This is a genomic window from Streptacidiphilus melanogenes, from assembly GCF_000787835.1.
In the GTDB taxonomy this organism is placed as follows: Bacteria; Actinomycetota; Actinomycetes; order Streptomycetales; family Streptomycetaceae; genus Streptacidiphilus; species Streptacidiphilus melanogenes.
The window spans coordinates 112,241-133,300 of record NZ_BBPP01000022.1 but is presented as its reverse complement, the minus strand read 5'-3'; the positions used below and the strand labels follow the sequence as shown (position 1 = coordinate 133,300).

General features: G+C 72.2%; 16 protein-coding genes. 7 read left to right on the top strand and 9 right to left on the bottom strand.

The window, feature by feature from the left end:
- From TR49_RS23030 to TR49_RS23020, 3 genes are all read right to left on the bottom strand, one after another.
- The coding region (locus TR49_RS23030) for a DUF4139 domain-containing protein (protein ID WP_042384516.1) at positions 1-905 on the bottom strand (905 nt) is incomplete at its 3' end.
- A 570-nt stretch (positions 906-1,475) separates the two neighbouring features.
- Positions 1,476-3,155, bottom strand: a complete 1,680-nt coding sequence (locus TR49_RS23025) for a DUF885 domain-containing protein (RefSeq protein WP_042384511.1) — start codon at positions 3,153-3,155, stop codon at positions 1,476-1,478.
- Between the two features lie 29 nt (positions 3,156-3,184).
- Complete coding sequence (locus tag TR49_RS23020; protein ID WP_042384510.1) at positions 3,185-3,865, bottom strand: rhomboid-like protein; 681 nt, start codon at positions 3,863-3,865, stop codon at positions 3,185-3,187.
- Positions 3,866-3,999: 134 nt separating this feature from the next.
- On the opposite strand from TR49_RS23020, the gene TR49_RS23015 reads away from it, so the two are divergent.
- Positions 4,000-4,773, top strand: coding sequence for a TetR/AcrR family transcriptional regulator (locus TR49_RS23015; RefSeq protein ID WP_042384508.1), 774 nt, complete (start codon positions 4,000-4,002; stop codon positions 4,771-4,773).
- A 254-nt stretch (positions 4,774-5,027) separates the two neighbouring features.
- Here TR49_RS23015 and TR49_RS23010 read toward each other — a convergent pair whose 3' ends face one another.
- Positions 5,028-5,894, bottom strand: coding sequence for a fumarylacetoacetate hydrolase family protein (locus TR49_RS23010; protein WP_042384506.1), 867 nt, complete (start codon positions 5,892-5,894; stop codon positions 5,028-5,030).
- A gap of 255 nt (positions 5,895-6,149) precedes the next feature.
- Here TR49_RS23010 and TR49_RS23005 point away from each other — a divergent pair, with 255 nt between their 5' ends.
- Entirely contained in the window at positions 6,150-8,438 is a 2,289-nt protein-coding gene (locus TR49_RS23005) for an FdhF/YdeP family oxidoreductase (protein ID WP_042384503.1), read from the top strand.
- A gap of 29 nt (positions 8,439-8,467) precedes the next feature.
- On the opposite strand, the gene TR49_RS23000 is transcribed toward TR49_RS23005, so the two are convergent.
- Positions 8,468-9,916 carry a C40 family peptidase gene (locus TR49_RS23000; RefSeq protein WP_152627411.1) on the bottom strand — a complete coding sequence of 483 codons (1,449 nt, stop codon included), beginning with the start codon at positions 9,914-9,916 and terminating at the stop codon, positions 8,468-8,470.
- Positions 9,917-10,352: 436 nt separating this feature from the next.
- Here TR49_RS23000 and TR49_RS22995 point away from each other — a divergent pair, with 436 nt between their 5' ends.
- Positions 10,353-11,519, top strand: a complete 1,167-nt coding sequence (locus tag TR49_RS22995) for an inorganic phosphate transporter (RefSeq protein WP_042384501.1) — start codon at positions 10,353-10,355, stop codon at positions 11,517-11,519.
- Between the two features lie 11 nt (positions 11,520-11,530).
- Positions 11,531-11,749, top strand: coding sequence for a hypothetical protein (locus TR49_RS22990; RefSeq protein WP_042384500.1), 219 nt, complete (start codon positions 11,531-11,533; stop codon positions 11,747-11,749).
- Between the two features lie 61 nt (positions 11,750-11,810).
- Here the strand turns inward: TR49_RS22990 and TR49_RS22985 are convergent, their stop codons facing one another.
- Both TR49_RS22985 and TR49_RS22980 read right to left on the bottom strand, forming a co-directional pair.
- A complete protein-coding gene (locus tag TR49_RS22985) occupies positions 11,811-12,920 on the bottom strand; it encodes an ABC transporter permease (RefSeq protein WP_042384497.1) in 1,110 nt (369 codons plus the stop codon).
- A gap of 150 nt (positions 12,921-13,070) precedes the next feature.
- A complete protein-coding gene (locus TR49_RS22980; RefSeq protein WP_236653498.1) occupies positions 13,071-13,832 on the bottom strand; it encodes an enoyl-CoA hydratase/isomerase family protein in 762 nt (253 codons plus the stop codon).
- Positions 13,833-13,970: 138 nt separating this feature from the next.
- On the opposite strand from TR49_RS22980, the gene TR49_RS22975 reads away from it, so the two are divergent.
- Positions 13,971-14,783: a polysaccharide deacetylase family protein gene (locus TR49_RS22975; RefSeq protein WP_042384494.1), complete on the top strand. Its 813-nt coding sequence runs from the start codon at positions 13,971-13,973 to the stop codon at positions 14,781-14,783.
- Positions 14,783-15,991, top strand: coding sequence for a YncE family protein (locus TR49_RS22970; protein WP_084725271.1), 1,209 nt, complete (start codon positions 14,783-14,785; stop codon positions 15,989-15,991). Before TR49_RS22975 ends, TR49_RS22970 begins: the two co-directional genes overlap by 1 nt.
- A gap of 7 nt (positions 15,992-15,998) precedes the next feature.
- Here the strand turns inward: TR49_RS22970 and TR49_RS22965 are convergent, their stop codons facing one another.
- Positions 15,999-17,417: an FtsW/RodA/SpoVE family cell cycle protein gene (locus TR49_RS22965; RefSeq protein WP_439654123.1), complete on the bottom strand. Its 1,419-nt coding sequence runs from the start codon at positions 17,415-17,417 to the stop codon at positions 15,999-16,001.
- A gap of 168 nt (positions 17,418-17,585) precedes the next feature.
- Here TR49_RS22965 and TR49_RS22960 point away from each other — a divergent pair, with 168 nt between their 5' ends.
- Positions 17,586-18,308 (top strand): VOC family protein, encoded by a 723-nt coding sequence (locus TR49_RS22960; protein ID WP_042384488.1) that lies wholly within the window; start codon positions 17,586-17,588, stop codon positions 18,306-18,308.
- Between the two features lie 251 nt (positions 18,309-18,559).
- Here TR49_RS22960 and lon read toward each other — a convergent pair whose 3' ends face one another.
- Entirely contained in the window at positions 18,560-21,007 is a 2,448-nt protein-coding gene (gene lon / locus TR49_RS22955; protein WP_042384485.1) for an endopeptidase La, read from the bottom strand.
- Between the last annotated feature and the right edge of the window lie 53 nt (positions 21,008-21,060).

Here is a 21,060-nt window from a genome sequence, read left to right as displayed (position 1 = left end):
GCCGTTCCGGTGGGCGGCTCCCGCCACAGCGGCGCGGGAGCGGTCTCCTCCTGGCGGCGGCCCAGCCGGATCGAGCGCAGCTCGGGCAGTTCGGTGCGGCGCAACAGGTCCGCGGTGGAGAGGCTGAGCCGCACGCCCGTCCAGTCCTCCCCGGTGCGCTGCGCGACGCTCGCCCGCAGGGCGAGCGTGCCGGCGCCCTCGGCGGCGTTCGCGGAGCGGGGGAGCCGCAGCTGGTACGACGGGAACCAGGTCGCACCCGGGACGACGTACTCGAGCTCCAACTCGCCGGTCTCAGCGGGCTCGTCGTCGGCGGTGAGGGTCAGTACGGCGTCGGCGGTGGTGCGGGTGGTCTCGGTCGGCAGGGCGCTGGAGGCCTCGGCGAGGCGGTGGCGGGCGAGATCCAGCTCGTGCGAGGCGCGGGTGACCGCGTCCTCCGCGTCGAGCAGCCGCCCGTGCAGGGCGTCGAGCCGCGTGTCGACGAACTCGGCCAGCGCGAGGAACGCCTCGACCGGGGCGGGCCGCGGCGGGTCCCCGCGCCGGGGCGCGGGCGGCGCCGCGCGCAGGGACGCCGTCGCGTCGACCCGTGCGGCCAGCCGTTCCCGTCGCGCGTACGCCGCGTCGTAGGCCTCCTCAGCGGCGTCGACCGCCTGCTGGAACGCCGCGAGGCGCTCGGGCGTCTGCGGCTCGGCCCGCACCTCCCGCCGCACGTCCGTCACCCGGAACCCCGGGGTCAGGGCGCGGGCACGCAGCGTCGCGGCGTCCGCGACGAGCGGCAGGCCGCTGACACGCAGTCGGGTTGACCCGGCCCACGGCTCCGCCACGACAACCCGCCGCCTGCACAACGCCCCGGAGGCGTAGACGGTGACGGAGTCCAGCCGCGACTCCGCGACGATTTCCCGCTCCACGAGACCCCCTCAGGTCGCCCGAGATCCCACCGTATCCGGTGGGTTCTCCGGCCGACGAGAAACCGCGACACCGAGCCGCAGGGGGCGCGGGCATTCCGCGCACGCAGGGCGGAGCGCGGGGAACCGCGCGAAATACCACCGGCATCCGGATGACCCCGGCCGAGCGCCGGGCAAGGCGGCTCGTCATGCCCACGCGGCGCGGCCGCGGGGAACTGGGGCAGGAACCACCGACATGGGGGTACCCCGGCCGAGCGCCGGGCAAGGCGGCTCGTCATGCCCACGCGGCGCGGCCGCGGGGAACTGCGGCAGAAACCACCGACATGGGGGCACCCCGGCCGAAGGCCGGGGGTGGGGCGCGTCGCGCCCACGCGGCGGTGCCGCCCATCATCGCGCCCACGCGGCGGTGCCGCCCATCAGCAGAGCCCCGCGCCCCCGCGTGTTGCAGGGTGGCTGTGGGAGCGCGTCCTCCGGCCGCTCAGGCCCGCCTCGCGCGGGCGGCTGCCGCCCGCGCGAGGCCCGCACGCACTCGGTGCTGCAGGGTTCCGCCGGATCACGTCCGTGCGCGCAGTGCTACAGCGCGGTCAGTTCGGCGATCAGGTCGTCGAGGCCGAAGCTGCCCTGGGACAGGGCCTTCATGTGCCAGGCCTTGAGGTCGAACTCCTCGCCCCGGGCCTGTGCCGCGGCCTTGGCCGCCTCGCGGCCCGCGCGCCAGGCGCGCTCGCCGAGCTTGTAGCCGATGGCCTGGCCCGGCCAGCCGAGGTAGCGGGTGATCTCGCTCTCGCGCATCTCCGCCGGGCTGCCGCTGTAGGCCGCGAAGAACTCCGTGGCCAGCTCCGCGTTCCAGGTCTCACCGGGGCGGAACGGGGAGTCCGCGGGGATGGTGAAGCCCAGGTGCATGCCGATGTCGATGATGACGCGGATGGTGCGCAGCATCTGCTCGTCCAGGAAGCCGAGCCTGCGGCCCGGGTCGCCGAAGAAGCCGAGCTCGTCCATCAGCCGCTCCGCGTACAGCGCCCAGCCCTCGAGGTTGGCGCTGACGCCGCCGAGGGTGACCTGGTACGTGGAGAGCTGGTCCGCCGCGGCGACCCAGGACGCGAGCTGGAGGTGGTGGCCGGGGACGCCCTCGTGGTACCAGGTGCTGACGAGCTGCCAGGTCGGGAAGGTGTCCCGGCCCAGCGTCGGCAGCCAGGTGCGGCCGGGACGGGAGAAGTCCAGGCTCGGCTCGGTGTAGTACGGCGCGGCGGCGCTGCCCGCGGGGGCGATGCGCGACTCGACACGACGGATCTTGCCGCGGATGTCGAAGTGCGTGCCGTCGAGGGCCTCGATGGCCTCGTCCATGATGGCCTGGAGCCAGGTGCGGATCTCCTCGACGCCCTCGACCGCGTGGCCGGAGGTCTCGAGGTACTCGATGGCCTCCTGCGGCGTCGCGCCGGGCTTGACCTTCTCCGCCTCGGCGCGGATCTCGGCCTCGAGACGGTGGAACTCCGTCCACGCCCAGGCGTAGGCCTCGTCGAGGTCCAGGTCGGCGCCGGTGTGGAGGCGGGCGGAGCGCAGGTAGAGCTCGCGGCCGGCGGTGTCGGGGCGGTCGGCGGCGACGGGCGCGTACGCGTCGCGCAGGAAGGTGCGGAAGTCGGCGATCGCGGCGGCGGCCGGCTCGGCGGCTGCGTCCAGGTCGGCGCGCTGCGCCTCGGGGCAGTCGGCGGCGAAACCGCGGTACCAGCTGTCCTCGTCCTCGAACCAGGCGGCCAACTGCTCGATCACGGTGCTCACCTGGCGCGGGCCGCTGACCAGGCCGCGGCGCAGGCCCTCGGCGAGGGTCCGCTGGTAGCCCCGGACGGACTCGGCCGTGTTCGCCATCCGGCCGACCAGCAGCTCCCAGTCGGCCGCGGTGTCGCTCGGCGTCATCGTGAAGATCGCGCGGACCAGGTGGATCGGCGAGGCGATGTTGTTGAGCGAGCGGAAGTGGTCGCCGGCGTCGTGCACGACGAGCTCCGCGGTGAGGCGCTCGCGCAGCAGTCGGGCGCAGGCGGCCTCGGCCTGGTCGTCGAGGGCGTCGGCGGGCAGCGCGTCGAGCGCGGCGAGCGCCTGGCGCGCGAGCTCGGCCTCGGCGTCGAAACCGGCCGGGGACAGATCGGGTTGGCGCCGGTCCTCGGGATACAGGCCGAGGGAGGCGGCGACGGCGGGATTCTGCCGGGCCATCGCATCGACGTAGTCGTCGGCGATCCGGCGCGGGGTGAGGGAGTCTGCCATGGCAGCATCTTGCACCACGGAGAGGGGTGCTAACCCTGGGTTTTGCCCACCCGTTGCCGGACCTGGCGGATGACCTTGGCGGGATCGATCCCCTTGTCCGCCCGCCCCCTCGTCAACGGCTTGCAGGCCAGGCCGATCAGGTAGGCGCAGAGGTGTCCGAGATTGGTGTAGTCGGTGCCGGAGGCGAGCAGTACGACGAAGAAGACGGCCGTGACGCCCAGGTACCACCAGCGCCAGGGCCGGTCGATCAGCCACACCAGCACGCCGACCCCGCCGGACACCCCGTAGCTGACCCCGATGTCCAGCACGAACACCTCGCGGTGCGAATCCAGCCCGGCGTCGATGAGCAGCCGCACCGTCCCCTCGCTGATCAGCGTCGCCCCGACGTGGGCGAGGGCCACCACGCCGAACCAGCGCGCGGTACCGAGCCGCCGCTCGACCGGCACCAGGAAGATGTTGAACACCACGAACCAGAACAGGAAGCTCGGCGTCTGCGTCCAGAAGGCGCTGCTGATCAGGACCTTGACCGGATGGTGGCTGAGTTCGGCCAGGTTGGTGCTGTGGGTCTCCAGCCACCAGTGCCGGTAGCGGGGCGGCATCTGCGTCAGCGCGATCGTGTTCAGGCCCAGGAACAGCAACCACAGGTAGGTGCCGGGCGCCGCACAGATGTACCGCCAGACGTGGCGGGCGACCCGCGCGACGCGTTCCATGGCGCCATTCTGCCTGGATCTTGCGACCCGCCGTGAACGACCGGTTCGCAGACCGCTCGAAGGAGGTGTTCCGCCGAGGGACGGCGCGGCTTCGCCCTGCTTCGGGGGCCCATGGGCGGCGTAAGGTTGGGCGGGTGACGACCCGAGCGACCGTCGACGAGACCCCCGCGGCTGCGGCCCCGGCGCCGGCTGCGCCACGTGCGCGCCGCGGACCGTACCGGCGGCTGCCGGTCGAGCAGCGCCGCGAACAGTTGATCGCGGTGGCGCTGGAGCTGTTCAGCCGCCACGCGCCGGAGGAGGTCTCCCTCGATGACGTCGCCGCCGCGGCGGAGGCCTCGCGGCCGCTCGTCTACCGCTACTTCCCTGGCGGGAAGCAGCAGTTGTACGAGGCCGCACTGAGGAGCGCGGCGAGCGAGCTGATCAGCCGGTTCGTGGAACCGGCAGAGGGCTCCCCCACGGAACGCCTCGCCCACGCGCTGGACCGCTACCTCTCCTTCGTCCACGAGCACGCGGCGGGTTACGGCGCGCTGCTGCGCGGCGGCTCGGCGGTGGAGACGCACCGCACGACGGCGATGGTCGACGAGGTCCGGCGGGCGGCGTTCCACGCCATCATCCAGCAGTTGGAGGTCGCCGACCCCGGCCCGCGCCTCGGCCTGCTGATCCGCTCCTGGATCGCGGTCGTCGAGGCCACGGCGCTGACCTCCCTCGACGAGGGCGATGTCGGCGACGTGGAGTCGCTGCGGGACTGGCTGGTGGACCAGTTCGTGGCGATGTTCGCCGTGACGGCTCTGCACGACGCGCAGAGCGCGGCGGTACTGAGGCGGTTGCTGGCGCGCTACGACGGCGTCGGGCCGGGCGCGAAGCTCATCGAGGGCTTGGCCGGACTGCTGCTCCTCTCCGAGAGTTAGCTGCAGGGACCTCGGGGGCGCGGGGAAGTTGCACGACCCAGGGGCGCGCGGAAGTTGCACGACCCAGGGGCGCGCGGAACTGCGCGACAAGCCACCCGACGAGGTGGCCGCCGAACGCGCAGGGCCATCCGCACGCCGGTGGTTGCTCGCGCAGTTCCCCGCGCCCCTGAGGCGCGTGGTCGCCCGCCTGCAGACGCCCCGCGCCCCTGAGGCGCATGGTCGCCCGCCTGCAGACGCCCCGCGCCCCCGAGGGGTTACGCCTTGCCCACCGGCAGCCTCTGCGCGCCGAGGCCGTCGATCTCCAGGTCCATGACGTCGCCAGGCTGCAGCCAGGGCTGGCCCGGGGTCCCCATGGCGACGCCGGCCGGGGTGCCGGTGTTCACGATGTCGCCGGGCTCGAGGACCATGAACTGGCTGAGGTACCAGATCACGTGGCGGACGTCGAAGATCATGTTCGCCGTCGAGCCGTTCTGGCGGACCTCGCCGTTGACCCGGAGGCGGAGGCCCAGGGCTTGCGGGTCGGGCACCTCGTCCGCCGTGACGAGCCAGGGGCCGAGGGGGTTGAAGGTCTCGCAGGACTTGCCCTTGTCCCAGGTGCCGCCGCGCTCCAGCTGCCACTCGCGCTCGGAGACGTCGTTGCTGATCGCGTAGCCCGCGATCACGGAGTCGGCGTCCGCCGGGGAGGCGAGGTAGCGGGCACGGGCGCCGATGACGACGGCGAGTTCGACCTCCCAGTCGGTCTTCGCGCTGCCGCGCGGGACGAGGACCTCGTCGTAGGGGCCGACGACGGTGTCGGAGGCCTTCATGAAGACGACCGGCTCGGCCGGGATCGCCTGGCCCGTCTCCTCGGCGTGGTCACGGTAGTTGAGGCCGATGCAGACGACCTTGCCCGGGCGCGCCACGGGCGCGCCGACGCGCGAGCCGGCCAGGGGCAGCAGCGGGAACTCGCCCGCGGTCGCCCGTGCGGCGAGGTCCGCCCGGAGTTCGGGCGTCAGCGAGGCGAGGAACGCGCCGTCGATGTCGGGCGTCACCGCCGACAGGTCGTGCGCCGCCGCCGCGTCCGCGGTCAACAGCAGCGCGGGCTGCTCGGAGCCCGCGGATCCTACGCGCAGGAATCGCACCTGCGATCACCCACCTTGCGATCGGGACGGTCCGGTCGCCCACCGTCGCTGGAGAGAAGGAGATCTGTTTCTAGCAGGTCACGAACGGTTCGGACCATGGGGCGCCCGCGATACGGACGAGTAGCCGACGCGTGGCCAAGGTGTTCGGGGATTGTCTGAATGGGCCTATTCACTCCCCTTGCGGCCTAGTGGAAAGATGTCCGGGTCGACGACGGCGAAGTCTCGGCGAGTCACAGCGAAGGAAAGGTGGGGGGCATGGCCCGCAAGGCTCCCGTCACGGACCCGGTGCAGGATGCGCCCACGACCGGCGACCCGGCACACGCCGCGGCGGGCGTGCCCGCGCTGCGGCACACCACGCAGATCGCCGCGGCGCAGATGGGTCTGCCGCGCGCGGTGAAGACGCTGCTGAAGCTCAACCAGCCGGACGGCTTCGACTGCCCCGGCTGCGCCTGGCCGGAGCCGGAGCACACCCACACCGCCGAGTTCTGCGAGAACGGCGCCAAGGCCGTCGCCGAGGAGGCGACCCTGCGCCGGGTCGGACCGGAGTTCTTCGCCGAGCACTCCGTCGAGCAGCTCGCGGAGCGCAGCGGCTACTGGCTCGGGCAGCAGGGCCGTCTCACCACGCCCATGCTGCTGGACCAGGGCGCCACCCACTACACGCCGCTCTCCTGGGACGACGCGCTCCAACTCGTCGCGGACGAGCTGAAGGCGATGGACGAGCCGGACCAGGCGGTCTTCTACACCTCCGGCCGCACCTCCAACGAGGCCGCCTTCGCCTACCAGCTCTTCGCCCGGCAGCTGGGCACCAACAACCTGCCGGACTGCTCGAACATGTGCCACGAGTCCTCCGGCTCCGCGCTGGTGGAGACGCTCGGCGTGGGCAAGGGCAGCGTCCACCTCAAGGACCTCTACCAGGCCGACCTGATCATCGTCGCCGGGCAGAACCCGGGCACCAACCACCCGCGCATGCTCTCCGCGCTGGAGCGGGCCAAGCGGGCCGGGGCGACGATCGTCAGCGTCAACCCGCTGCCCGAGGCCGGGCTCGAGCGGTTCAAGAACCCGCAGAACGCGCGCGGGCTCCTCGGCACCGGCACCAAGCTGACCGACCTGTTCCTGCAGATCCGGCTCGGCGGCGACCTCGCCCTCTTCCGCGCGCTCAACCTGCTGCTGCTGGAGGCCGAGGAGAAGGCCCCGGGCACGGTCCTGGACCGCGCCTTCATCGAGGAGCACTGCGCGGGCTTCGAGGAGTTCGCCGCCGAGGCCAAGCGCACCGACTGGGCCGACGTCCACGCCGCGACCGGCCTTCCGGACAGCCAGATCCTGGAGCTGTCCCAGCTGGTGCTCAGGTCCGAGAAGATCATCGTCTGCTGGGCGATGGGCCTCACCCAGCACCAGCACTCCGTGCCCACCATCCGCGAGGTCGTCAACTTCCTGCTGCTGCGCGGCAACGTCGGCAGGCCGGGGGCCGGCGTCTGCCCCGTGCGCGGCCACAGCAACGTGCAGGGCGACCGCACCATGGGCATCTTCGAGCGCCCCGCCGCCGCGTTCCTGGACTCGCTCGGCCGGGAGTTCCACTTCGACCCGCCGCGCGAGCACGGCATGGACGTGGTCGACTCCATCCGCGGCATGCGCGACGGCAAGGTGCGGGTCTTCTTCGCGATGGGCGGCAACTTCGTCGCGGCGACGCCGGACACGGAGGTCACCGAGGCGGCCATGCGCAACTGCCGCCTCACCGTGCACGTCTCGACCAAGCTCAACCGCTCGCACGTGGTCACCGGCGCCCGCGCGCTGATCCTGCCGACGCTCGGCCGCACCGACCTCGACCGCCAGGCCTCCGGCCCGCAGGAGGTCACCGTCGAGGACTCGATGGGCATGGTCCACGCCTCGCGCGGCGCGCTGAAGCCCCCGGCGGCGGACCTGCTCTCCGAGGTCGCGATCGTCTGCAAACTGGCGCGGCGCACCCTCGGCCCGCAGAACACGGTGCCCTGGGAGGACTTCAACGCCTCCTACAGCAACATCCGCGACCGCATCGCCCGGGTCATCCCGGGCTTCGACGACTACAACGCGAAGATCAAGGCCCCCGGCGGCTTCGCCCTCCCCCACGGGCCGCGTGACAAGCGGGCGTTCCCGACCGCCACGGGCAAGGCGAACTTCACCGTCAACGAGATGACGGCGCCCGAGGTGCCGGAGGGCCGCCTGCTGCTCCAGACGCTGCGCTCGCACGACCAGTACAACACCACGATCTACGGCCTCGACGACCGCTACCGCGGCATCACCGGCGGCCGCCGGGTGGTCCTGCTGCACCCCGAGGACGCGGCGGACTTCGGCGTCGCCGAGGGCGCCTTCGTGGACCTGGTCAGCGAGTGGCGCGACGGTGTCGAGCGCCGGGCGCCGCGCTTCCGGGTCGTCCTCTACCCGACGACCCGCGGCTGCGCGGCTGCGTACTACCCGGAGACCAACGTCCTGGTCCCGCTGGACAGCACTGCCGAGACGAGCAACACCCCGACGTCCAAGTCGGTCGTGATACGTCTCGAGCAGGTGTAGGCACCGGCTGAAGGCCCGGGCCCGAATCCTTACGGCTTCGGGCTCAGGGCCACCTTCGTGCTCGTCGTCGCGGAGGACACCGCCGAGGGCGAGACCGAGGCCGTCGTCGAGGCCGACGCCGACGTCGACGGAGTCACCGACGGGGACGGGCTCGGGGTGGGGCTGCCGGAGGACGAACCGCTCGGGCTCGGCGTCGGGGTGGGCGTCGGCGACTTCGTGGGCCCGGTGGTCGGGGACGGGGTCGGCTTCGGCGTCGGCTTGGGGGTGGGCTTCGGGGTCGGCGGCAGCGTCGGCCCGATCGGCTGGGGGTTCTGCGAACCCGAGGGAGCCGTCGGCGGGGTGTAGCTGCCGAGCGAGGAGTCCTGGGGGTCGGGGCGCACCGCGCCCAGGATCGGGTTCTGAGCGATCGGCGCGATGTCCACGAACGCGCCGGGGTGCGGGGCCTGGATGACCATGCCGCCGCCGATGTAGATCGCGACGTGCGTGGCGCCCTGGAAGTAGATGATCAGGTCGCCGGGGCGCAGCTGGTCCAGCGAGATATGGGTGAGCTGGGCCCACTGCTCCTGGCTGGTGCGCGGGATCGGGACGCCCGCGGCGAGCCAGGCCTGCGAGGTGAGGCCCGAGCAGTCGAAGACCTTGGGCCCGTCGCCGCCCCAGACATACGGCTTGCCGAGCTGCGCGAAGGCGAAGGCCACCGCCGCGGCGCCCGCCGCGGACGGCTTCTCGCCACCCTTGCCGAGCACGCCGGAGGCCAGCAGCGCGAGCTGCGCCGCGTTGGCCTCCTTCTGCTCCAGCTGCGACAGCAGGTCCCGCTGCGCGCCCGTCAGCCCGGAGACGAGCTGCTCCAGGCCGGTCAGCTCCTTGTTGACGGTGTCCTTCTGCTTGCCCTGCGCGGCGACGAGCTGGGCGACCCGGGACTGCGCGGCCTTCGCCGCGGTCTCCGAGAGGGTCAGGGCGGCCTGGTCGTCGGCGAGCTGGTGCAGCAGGTCCGCCTGGGAACGGGCCGCCGCGTCCAGCAGCTCCTTGCCGTGGATCGCGGCGTCCGGATCGTTGGCGAAGACGATCTGGGCGATCTGGGAGAGCCCGCCGTCGCGGTACTGCTGCGAGGCGAACTCGCCGGCCAGCTCCGTGCCGGCGGCGACCTGGCTCTTCGCGTCGGTCACCTGGACGTCGATCTCCATGACGTTCGTCTGAGCCTGGCTCAGCTGCTCGGAGAGCGAGTCGTACTGCTGCGTGGCCGCCTCCACCTGCTGGTAGAGGTTGTGCAGCCGGGTCAGGATCGGCAGCAGCGCCTTCTCGGCCTGGGTGAGGTTGGCGAGTCCGGCCTGCCCGGTGATCGAGCCGGTGCCCGAGGTGCCTCCGACGCCGCCGACGGGCGCGGCGGCCGCCGTCCCGGCGGCCGGCAGCACCGCGAGCGACGCCGCCGCGAGCATCAGTCCGCAGCGCAGGACCCCGCGCAACCACGGACGCCGTTCCATGCCGCCGATGCTCAGCACTCGCCCCAGCCCCTTCGTCCTGCGCCGCTCCCCGCGGCACACCCCGACTTCGCCCCGCAGACACCCCCCGGTGCGTGCACGGGTGATCCTCCCATGCCACGTCAGAACTCGGCAGTAGGCACCCGCCGTTCCGGCCGATTCTGAGAGCACTCACACCCGAGGGCCCAGAGGATCGCGCAGGCGTGAATGTGACGCACCGCTCACCACAGGGCGAGACGAACACGCCGTGAACGCGAGAGCCCAACCGCCGCAAGGGCGGGCCGTGTCAGCAGACGTCGGCTTGGGACCCTTTTGTCATGCTTCCGCTCCCCCATCAACCCCAAATCGGTTCGTAGTTAACCTTCCGTTCACTCGGGCTCCCTACGGTCACGATCGCGGCGACCGCCGTGCACGCCTCCGCTGAGACGATTGTTTGGGCATGGAACACGTATCGTTCCTGGTGACCGCCGTAGTGATCACGGCTCTCGCCTTCGACTTCACCAACGGCTTCCACGACACGGCCAACTCGATGGCCACCTCGATCGCCACCGGAGCGCTGCGGCCCAAGGTCGCCGTCGCCATCTCGGCGGTCCTCAACCTCGCGGGCGCCTTCCTGTCGGTCGCCGTCGCCAAGACCATCTCCGGCGGCATCCTCGACGAGAAGGCCGGACTCAAGCCGCAGATCGTCTTCGCGGCCCTGATCGGCGCCATCGTCTGGAACCTCGTCACCTGGCTGCGCGGCATCCCGTCCAGCTCCTCGCACGCCCTGTACGGCGGTCTGATCGGCGCGACGCTGTTCGCCGTCGGCACCCACGGCGTCCACTTCGACGTCGTGATGACGAAGATCCTCATCCCGGCCGTCGCCTCGCCGATCGTCGCCGGCGCGGCGGCCTGGGCCGCCACCAAGATCGCCTACCGGATGACCCGCAACGGTGACGAGAAGGTGAACTCCAGGGGGTTCAAGGCCGGACAGGTCACCTCCGCGATGCTGGTCTCCGTCGCGCACGGAACCAGCGACGGCCAGAAGACGATGGGCGTCATCACGCTGACCCTGATCACTGCCGGCTCACTGGCCCCGGGCTCCAACCCGCCGCTCTGGGTGATCCTGGCCGCGGGCCTCGCCATGGCGCTGGGCACCTACGTCGGCGGCTGGCGCATCATCCGCACCATGGGCACCGGCATCTCCGAGATCGAGCCCGCCCAGGGCCTCACCGCGCAGAGCGCGGCGGCGACGGTCATCCTGACCTCCTCCCACATGGGCTTCGGCCTCTCCACCACGCACGTCTGCTCCGGCGGCATCATGGGCTCCGGCAAGGGCCGCGCCGACGGCGTCGTGCACTGGTCCACCGCCCGCCGGATGGCGTACGCGTGGCTGCTCACCCTCCCGGCCGCGGGCCTCGTCGCCGGCCTCGGCGTGCTGCTGGCCGACCAGGGCGCGTGGGGCGAGATCGCGCTCGGCCTGATCGGCGCGGGTGTGGCGGCGACCGTCTTCGTCCTGTCCCGCCGCCAGAAGGTCGACGCGACCAACGTGGTGCCGCACGAGATCACCCTGCCGTCCGCCGAGCCGTCCGTCCCGGCGGCCCCGACCGCGCCCGTCGCGGCCTGAGGAGCAGCACGATGAACATCAACTGGTCCGCGCTCGGCAGCACGTTCGGCGCGAGCGTCCTCATCACCGTCGCCGTGGTCGGCGCGTTCTGCCTCGGCATGACGGCGCTGTCGCGCCGCGAGCGCACCACCGGAGGGGCGGCCGTCGCCTCCCTGAGCGCCGCCGTCCTCAGCTTCGCGCTATGTGCGAGCGCGGTGGGGTACGGGTTCTACCTCATCGGGCACAAGTAGCGGTCGCACTCGTTCACACGACGACCTGACGCGCGCTCCGGCCTTTCGGCCGGGGCGCGCGTCAGCTTGTCTCCGGGGTCGTGCCCGAGGCCTGGGCCGACGCTGCGGACTGCACGGTGGGGAGATCGGGGCGGCCGGAGCCCCTGCGAAGGGCGGAGGCGAGCAGGGTGAGCCCGACGCCGAGGACGATCCACACCGACAGGACCAGCAGCGGCCGGAGGATGTCCGTGCCGTGGAAGTACGCGATCGAGCGGTTGAGGTCCGTGCCCGCACCGTTGGGGAGCCAGGGGCCGATGGTCCGCCAGAAGGGCGGCATCAGCGGAGGCGGGAAGACCCCGCCCGCACTCGGGTTGCCCAGGATCACGAAGAGCAGCACCGCGATGCCGATGCCGATGACGTCGAAGAAGCACTCCAGGGCCATGGTCACCGCACCCACGGCGAAGACCACCATCGTGCCGACGCCCCACAGTGCGACGATCTTCCCGGGCAGCGCGTCGAGGATCGGGCCGGCGATCAGCGCGCCGCCGAGACCCGCCGCGAGCGAGAACAGCAGCAGCGAGCCCAGCCGGATGATCGCCCGTGGGACGTTCGCCGGGCGCGTGCCCGCGCTGATGCCGAGCAGCGAGGCCACCAGATAGCCGCCCACGCACCAGCCGACCGCGAGGTAGAAGGACGAGAGCCCCTCCGCGTCGCCCGGCGCCAGCGGCACGACGTCCTGGACCACGACCGTGCGGCCCTGCTGCGCCTCGGCCTGGGTGACGATCTGCGTGACCGCGGTGGCCAGCGCCGGGCCGGAGGCGTTGGCCACGAGCAGCGTGTCCCGGGTGCCGGCCGGGTCGATGACCAGCGCGGTGTAGAGCTTCTGGTCCTTGATCTGCTGGACGGCCGTCGCCTCGTCGGCGACGGGCCTGGCGTCCAGGACGTGGTTGGGCAGCCCGTTGAGACCCGCCACCGCCTGCGCGCTCGCCTGCGGCGGGGCGACAACGCCGATGGAGGCCTTGTACGGGTAGGGGTGATGCAGGGCGCCGATGTAGGACACGATGAAGCCCAGCTGGAGCCCGAGCACCGCGACGACGAGCAGCGCGGTGCGGCCGTTGACGGCGTCCTTGAGCTCCGCGAGGAATCCGTGGTCGCTGGCTTCGCCCCTGCTTCCGGTCACTCCACTGGCCATCAGGTCCGTCCGTTCCGGTCAGGAATGAAACGGACATCAAGCTATTTTCCGGACCGCGTGCGTCGGAGCAGGCGCGCCGGGGCCGCGCAGCCCGGAACCACGCGCCGACCACGCGCCGACCAGAAGCGCGTGCCGGCCCGGGCCTACAGGTCAGAAGCGCGGTGCGCGCCGCTCCAGGAACGCGGCCAACCCCTCGCGCACGTCCGGCGTGGTCCGTGACGCGCGCTCCCACGGCTCGGCGGCGGCCTGCGGGTCCCCGCCCGTCACCACCGCGTCCACGACGGCCTTGACCGCCCCCTGCGTCTGCGCGGAGCGCGACGCCAGCACCCGGGCGAAGGCGAGCGCGCGCTCGTGGACGTCGTCGGCGACCTCGTCGACCAGGCCGTAGACCAGCGCCTGGTCCGCCGTCACCAGTTCGGCGGAGTAGAGCAGATACTTCGCACGCGCAGGGCCGAGCAGTCGGGCCAGGCGCGCCGTCGGCACGGAGGGGTAGACGATGCCGAGTTTGGCCGGGGTGATCCCGAACCGGGCTCCGCGCGCGGCGAACCGCAGGTCGCAGGCGACGGCGAGCTGGCAGCCGCCGCCCACGCACGGGCCGTCCACGACCGCCAGCGTCGGGTGCGGGAAGGCCGCGAGTGCCGACTCCGCGTCGACGTTGACGGCGTGGTACTCGTCGGCCGCCTCGGGGCTCGCGTAGACGTCGGCCAGCTCGCCGATGTCCGCGCCGGCGGAGAACGCGCCACCCGCGCCGGTCAGCAGCAGCACCCGCAGACCGGGCTCCGCCGCCAGGCCGGCGAGCACGCCGGGCAGGGCCTCCCACTGGGCGCGCGTCAGCGCGTTCTTCTTCTCCGGCCGGTCCAGGAGCAGGACGGCGACCCCGTCGTCCCCCAGGAAGGCGCGCAATCCCGGCACGCCGAAAGGGAGCTCTTTCCGGTCGGTTGTGAGCACCTGATCTCCTTGTTCCGCCTGTGTTCCGCCGAACTGCCGACTCCGATCGTCCGTCAGAGTCTCGGCGCGCGGATATGTGACGTTCCGCATACCGTCGGGACGGTGAGCCCCTTGGACCGCCGCCACGTCCTCCGCGCCGCCACGCTCGGTGCCGCCGCGTCCATGCTGGGTGCCTGTGGCAGTGGCGCCAAGTCCACGAACGCCGGCGGTGCCGGCGGCACCGACGCCCTGCCCTCGGCCGCCGCGACGACGACCCCGACGCCGTCGCGGAGCGCCGTCGCGTCACCGGGTGGCGTCGCCTCACCGGCCGCCGGGCTGCCGTTCGAGATCCACTCCGGGCCGACCACCACCGGCCGGGTGGCGCTCACCTTCCACGGCCAGGGGGACCCGGCGATCGCCCGCTCGCTGCTCACCGAGGCGGAGCGGGCAAGCGCGAGGATCACCGTGATGGCCGTGGGCAGCTGGCTGGACAGCTACCCCGACATGGCCGGGCGCGTCCTCGACGGCGGCCACGAGCTGGGCAACCACACGCAGAACCACGTCGCGATCTCCACGCTCTCCGCGGACGCGGCCTACACCGAGATCGAGCGCTGCGCGCAGCGGCTGCGTCAGCTGACGGGCTCGATCGGCGCCTGGTTCCGCCCCTCGCAGGCCCAGGACTGCACGGCGGTCGTCGCCGCCCAGGCCCGCCGGGCGGGTTACGCGCACTGCCTCTCCTACGACCTGGACTCCCTCGACTACACCGACCCCGGCGCGAGCGCCGTCACGCACACCGTGCTCAGCCAGGCGCGCGCCGGGTCGGTGGTGTCGATGCACTTCGGGCACAGCGGCACCGTCGCCGCGCTGCCCGCGATCCTTGACGGCCTCCGGCAGCGCGGTCTCCACGCTGTCACGACCTCGGAGCTGCTGAGCTGATGCGCACTCACCGCCTTGCCACCGCCGCCGCCCTGAGCGCCGCCGCCACGCTGGTGGTGACCACCGCCTGCTCCTCCGGGGGCCCGGCCGAGACGAACGCGATCAACGCCCGGCAGAAGGCCGCCGCGTCCAGCGCCGCGGCCGCCTCGGCCGCGGCGCAGGCCAAGAGCGGCGACGCGGACCTCCCGGGCATGCCGCCACTGCTCGACCCCAAGGACGTCTACGCCGCCGACCGGCCGAACCAGATGTCGCCGGTGGTGAAGAACTTCCCCTCGCGCGTGTACGTGCCCAACACGCTCTCCAACACGGTCACCGTGATCGACCCGGCCACCTACAAGGTGATCGGCACCGTCCCGGTCGGCAACGAGCCGCAGCACGTCGTCCCCTCCTGGGACCTGAAGACCCTCTGGGTCAACAACGACCTCGGCAACACCCTCACCCCGATCGACCCCGCCACCGGCAAGGCCGGCCCGACGGTCGACGTGCACGACCCGTACAACCTCTACTTCACGCCCGACGGCAAGTACGCGGTGGTGATGGCCTCGGCCGACCACCAGCTGGTCTTCCGCGACGCCCACACCATGAAGGTCGTCAAGGCCATTCCGTCCCAGTGCGACGGCGTCAACCACGCCGACTTCTCCCCCGACGGGCGTTACTTCATCGTCTCCTGCGAGTTCTCCGGCGACCTGCTGAAGGTCGACACGGCGAAGATGGAGATCGTCGCCAAGCAGAAGATCCCCTTCATCGGCTCCATGCCGCAGGACGTGAAGATCTCCCCCGACGGCAAGGTCTGGTACGTCGCCGACATGATCGCGAACGGCGTCTGGGAGCTGAACGGCGACACCTTCTCCAAGCCCACCCTGCTGCCGACCGGCGCCGGCGCGCACGGCCTCTACGTCAGCCGCGACTCCAAGTACCTCTACGTCTCCAACCGCGGCGAGGGCTCCGTCTCCGTCCTGGACTTCGCCACCGGCAAGCTGATCCACAAGTGGTACATCCCCGGCGGCGGCAGCCCCGACATGGGCGGCGTCTCCGCCGACGGCAAGGTCCTGTGGCTCTCCGGCCGCTACAACTCGGTCGTCTACGCGATGTCGACGACGGACGGCAAACTGCTGGCGAAGATCCCCGTCGGCGACGGACCGCACGGCCTGTGCGTCTACCCGCAGCCCGGGCGGTACTCCCTCGGACACACGGGCGTCTTCCGCTGAGGGTGGCTCAGTTGCCCGTCTGCTCCATCTCGGCCTGGGCGCGGGCGATCTCCTCTGCGGAGATGGTCAGGGTCTCGTTCGGGTCCGGCTTGGGCTCCATCTCGGCGCGGCCGGAGGCGTCGCTCAGCTTGATCAGCAGGGCGATCATCAACCAGTTGGCCACCGTGGAGGAACCGCCCTGGGCGAGGAACGGCAGCGCCTTACCGGTCTGCGGGATCAGGCCCAGCACACCGCCGCCGACGACGAAGACCTGCAGCACGAGGGCGGCCGCGAGGCCCGCCGCGAGCAGCTTGCCGAAGGGGTCGGTCAGCCGGACCGCCGTGCGCATGCCGCGCTGGCCCAGCATCAGGTAGAGCACCAGGACGACCATGATCCCGGCGGTGCCCAGCTCCTCGCCGACGGTGGCGAGGATCCAGTCGCTGCGGCCGGCGAAGGCGATCAACCAGGAGTCACCCCGGCCCAGCCCGGTACCGAGCAGACCGCCGTGGCCGAGGCTGAAGAGCGACTCGGCGAGCTGCGGCGAGGAACCGGTCGGCGGGTTCGGCTGGTAGGCCGCCATCGGGTCGAGCCAGTTGTTGACGCGGTACTTGACGTGCGTCACCAGGGTGCCGGCCGCGACCGCGCCGCCCACCGCCATCAGGCCACCGAGGACGACCCATCCGGTCCGCTCGGTGGCGACGTACAGCATGATGATGAACGCGCCGAAGAAGATCAGCGAGGTGCCGAGGTCGGACTCGAAGACGAGGACGACCAGGCTGACCGCCCAGACCACCAGGATCGGGCCCATGTTGCGGCCGCGCGGCAGCGCGATGCCCATGAACCTACGGCCCACCAGGGCCAGTGCGTCCCGGTTGGCCATCAGATAGCTGGCGAAGAAGACGATGATCGCAAGCTTGGTGAACTCGCCCGGCTGGAACGACAGCGGACCCAGGTGGATCCACCGGCGCGCGCCGTACTGGTCGCCGGAGAAGAAGGCCGGCGCGACCAGAGCGACCAGCGAGACCGCCATCAGGAGGTAGGTGTACCGGGAGAGCACCCGGTGGTGCTTGACCAGAACGATCACGGCCGCGAAGACGACGACGGCTATGACCGTCCACATCACCTGGTTCGGTGCGGCGGCGGTCGAGCCGTAGACCTTGATGTACGACTGGTCGAGCCGGTCGATCAGCACCAGGCCGATTCCGGTGAGGACCACCGCCAGCGGCAGGATCAGCGGGTCCGCGTACGGCGCCCAGCGCCGCACCACCAGGTGCGCGGCCATCGCGAGCAGCCCGAGCCCGAGCACGTCGACCACGAAGCCGCTGGACAGCTTCCCGGTCAGGCCCAGGTCAGCGGCGGCCTTGGCGAAGCCGCACACGACGACGGCGAAGAGCAGCAGGAACAGTTCGAGATTCCGCCTGCGCTTCGCCCCCGGTGCAACCTCCACGGCAGCGCTCCGCGAGCTCCGTGCGCCCATCTTCTGCCCACCCAACACTTCACCGACGTTCCGAGAACCGTGGCATTGTCGCAGGTCCGGTCTCAAGGTGGGGAACGCGTCTGCGAGCGCTCCGGTTCTCCGCGCGTGACAGGTGTGACGCAGGCTACGCTGCGAGCCATGATCCGCTGGGTGTACGCGTTCGTGGACCGGCCTCGTGACCGCATGGCGGCGGCCGCCGCGTTCTGGACGGCGGTGACGGACACCTCACTGTCCGCGCCGCGCGGGGAGGACGGCGAGTTCGCGACGTTCCTGCCGAGCGGCGGCGAGGACGCCTGCCTGAAGCTGCAGGGCGTGCACGAGGGCAACGGCAGCCACTTCGACCTGGCGGTCGAGCGTCCGCGTGCCCTTGCGGACGACGCGGTGGCGCTGGGCGCGGAGGTGGTCGCGGAGCACGGCTCGTGGCTCGTCCTGCGCTCGCCGGCCGGCCAGCTGTTCTGCGTGGTCCCCTGGCACCGCGAGTACCGCCGCCCGCCGGTCGTCGCAGGCACACGGCTGGACCAGATCGCGATCGACATCCCGGCCGAGGCCTACGAGGCGGAGATCGAGTTCTGGACCGAGCTCACCGGCTGGACGGTGGACCGGGGCTCCCGCCCCGAGTTCCGGGTCGTTCAGTCCCCGGCGGACCTGCCGTTCCGGCTCCTCCTGCACCGCCTCGACGAACCCCGCCCGACCAGCGCGCACCTCGACTTCGCCTGCACGGACCGAAGCGCCACGCGGGAGGAGCACGAGCAGCTGGGGGCGACGCTCGTCGCCGAACACGGCCACTGGACCGTCATGCGCGACCCGGCGGGCGGCACCTACTGCCTCACGGCCCGCAACCCGGCGACGGGCCGCCTCTAGCCCACGGGTCAGTTGCAGCACGCCAGGGGCGCGGGGAACCGCGCGAGAAACCGGCGACAGGCGGATGGCCCTGTTCGTTGAGGACCATCCGCTCGCCGGTGGCTTGTCGCGCAGTGCCCCGCGCCCTGGGTCGTGCAACGTCGGGCGGGAGCGAAACCGAGACCGGTCGCGCCCCCGCGGCGGAGCCGCGAATCGAGCACAGCCCCACGCCCCTGGGACGGTGCGACGTCAGGCGGGAGCCGACGTGCGGCTTACGCCGCCAGGCTCTCCTGAAGCGCCGCGGCCGGCTCCAGGGCCAGGTCGAGGACCTGGCGGACGTCGGCGACCGCGTGGACGGTGAGGCGCTCCAGGACCTCCGCCGGGACGTCGTCGAGGTCCGCCTCGTTGCGGGAGGGGATCAGGACGGTGGTGATCCCGGCCCGGTCGGCCGCGAGCAGCTTCTGCTTCACGCCGCCGATCGGCAGGACCCGGCCGGTCAGGGACACCTCGCCGGTCATCGCGACCTCCGGTCGCACCTTCCGGCCGGACAGCAGCGAGGCCAGCGCCGTCGTCATCGTGACGCCCGCGCTCGGGCCGTCCTTGGGGACCGCGCCCGCGGGAACGTGGATGTGGACGCCGCGCTCGCGCAGCGAGGTGACCGGCAGCTCCAGCTCCGCTCCGTGCGACCGCAGGAACGACAGCGCGATCTGCGCGGACTCCTTCATCACGTCGCCCAGCTGACCCGTCAGCGTCAGCCCGCTGCCGCCCGTCTCCGGATCGGCGAGCGAGGCCTCGACGAACAGGACGTCGCCGCCCGCGCCCGTCACGGCCAGGCCGGTCGCGACGCCGGGGACGGCGGTACGCCGCTCCTCGGGCTCCTGGGCGTGCTCCGGGGTGAACCGGGGGCGGCCGATCAGGCCGCGCAGGTCCGCCTCGCTGACGGTGCGGGGCAGCTCCGCGCCCGCCTCGCCGAGCTCGTTCTGCGCCGCGACCTTCCGCAGGATGCGCGAGACCGCGCGCTCCAGGGTGCGGACGCCCGCCTCGCGGGTGTACTCGGCGGCGAGCTTGCGCAGCGCGTCCTCCTCGACGACGACCTCGTCGGCGCCCAGGCCCGCCCGCTCCAGCTGGCGCGGGAGCAGGTGGTCGCGGGCGATGACGACCTTCTCGTCCTCGGTGTAGCCGTCCAGGCGCACCAGCTCCATCCGGTCGAGCAGCGGCTCGGGGATGGCCTCCAGCACGTTCGCGGTGGCGAGGAAGACCACGTCGGAGAGGTCGAGCTCGACCTCCAGGTAGTGGTCGCGGAAGGTGTGGTTCTGCGCCGGGTCCAGGACCTCCAGCAGGGCGGCCGCCGGGTCGCCGCGGTAGTCCGAGCCGACCTTGTCGATCTCGTCCAGCAGCACGACCGGGTTCATCGAGCCGGCCTCCTTGATGGCCCGCACGATGCGGCCGGGCAGCGCGCCGACGTAGGTGCGGCGGTGGCCGCGGATCTCGGCCTCGTCGCGGACGCCGCCGAGGGCGACGCGGACGAACTCGCGGCCCATGGCGCGGGCGACGGACTCGCCCAGCGAGGTCTTGCCCACGCCGGGCGGACCGACCAGCGCCAGCACCGCGCCGCCGCGACGGCCGCCGACGAGACCCAGCCCACGGTCGGACCGGCGCTTGCGCACGGCCAGGTACTCGACGATGCGCTCCTTCACGTCGTCCAGGCCGAAGTGGTCGGCGTCCAGGACCGCACGGGCGCCGGCGATGTCGTAGGCGTCCTCGGTGCGGTTGTTCCAGGGGAGCTCCAGGACGGTGTCGAGCCAGGTGCGGATCCAGCTGCCCTCGGGGGACGCGTCGCTGGAACGCTCCAGCTTCTCCACCTCCTTGAGCGCGGCCTCCTTGACCTTCTCGGGCAGGTCGGCGGCCTCGACGCGGGCGCGGTAGTCCTCCTCCTCGGAGTCGGGCTCGCCGTTGAGGTCGGCCAGCTCCTTCTTCACCGCCTCCAGCTGGCGCTGGAGCAGGAACTCCTTCTGCTGCTTCTCCATGCCCTCCTGGACGTCCTTGCGGATGGTCTCCTGGACCTCCGCCTCGGCCAGGTGGTCCTTGAGCAGCTGCAGCGCGAGCTTGAGCCGGGCCACCGGGTCGAGCTCCTCCAGGACCCGGACCTTCTCGGCCGCGGTCACGAAGGGCGCGTAGCCGATGTTGTCCGCGAGCTCGGAGACGCCGTCGATCTGGGTGAAGCGGTCGACGACCTGCCAGGCGCCGCGCTTCTGCAGCCACGCCGTGGTCAGCGCCTTGTACTCGGTGACGATCTCGGCGATCGCGCCGGGCAGGGGCGAGGGGACGGCGGTCTCCTCGGCCGGCTCCGCCTCCACCCACAGTGCCGCGCCCGGGCCGGTCGTCCCGGCCCCGATGCGGACGCGGCGCACGCCGCGGACGAGCGCGGCGGGATCACCGTCGGCGAGACGGCCCACCTGCTCGACCGTCGCCACGGTGCCGATCGCGCCGTACTCGCCGTCGACGCGCGGGACGAGCAGCACGCGCGCCTTGCGCGCGTTCGCCACCGTCCTGATGCCGGGGGCGTGCGCCCCGGTCTCCCGAACCGCCGCCTGCGCGGCCTCCACAGCGGCACGGACGTCCTGGTCGGAAAGGTCCAGAGGGACGACCATGCCGGGGAGAACCGCGTCGTCGTCGAGCGGCAGCACCGGCAGGGTGAGCGTTCCAGAGGTCGAAGCCATGATTTCTCCCCGGTCATGCAAGTTGAGTTACACGGACTAAAGGTTCATGACCC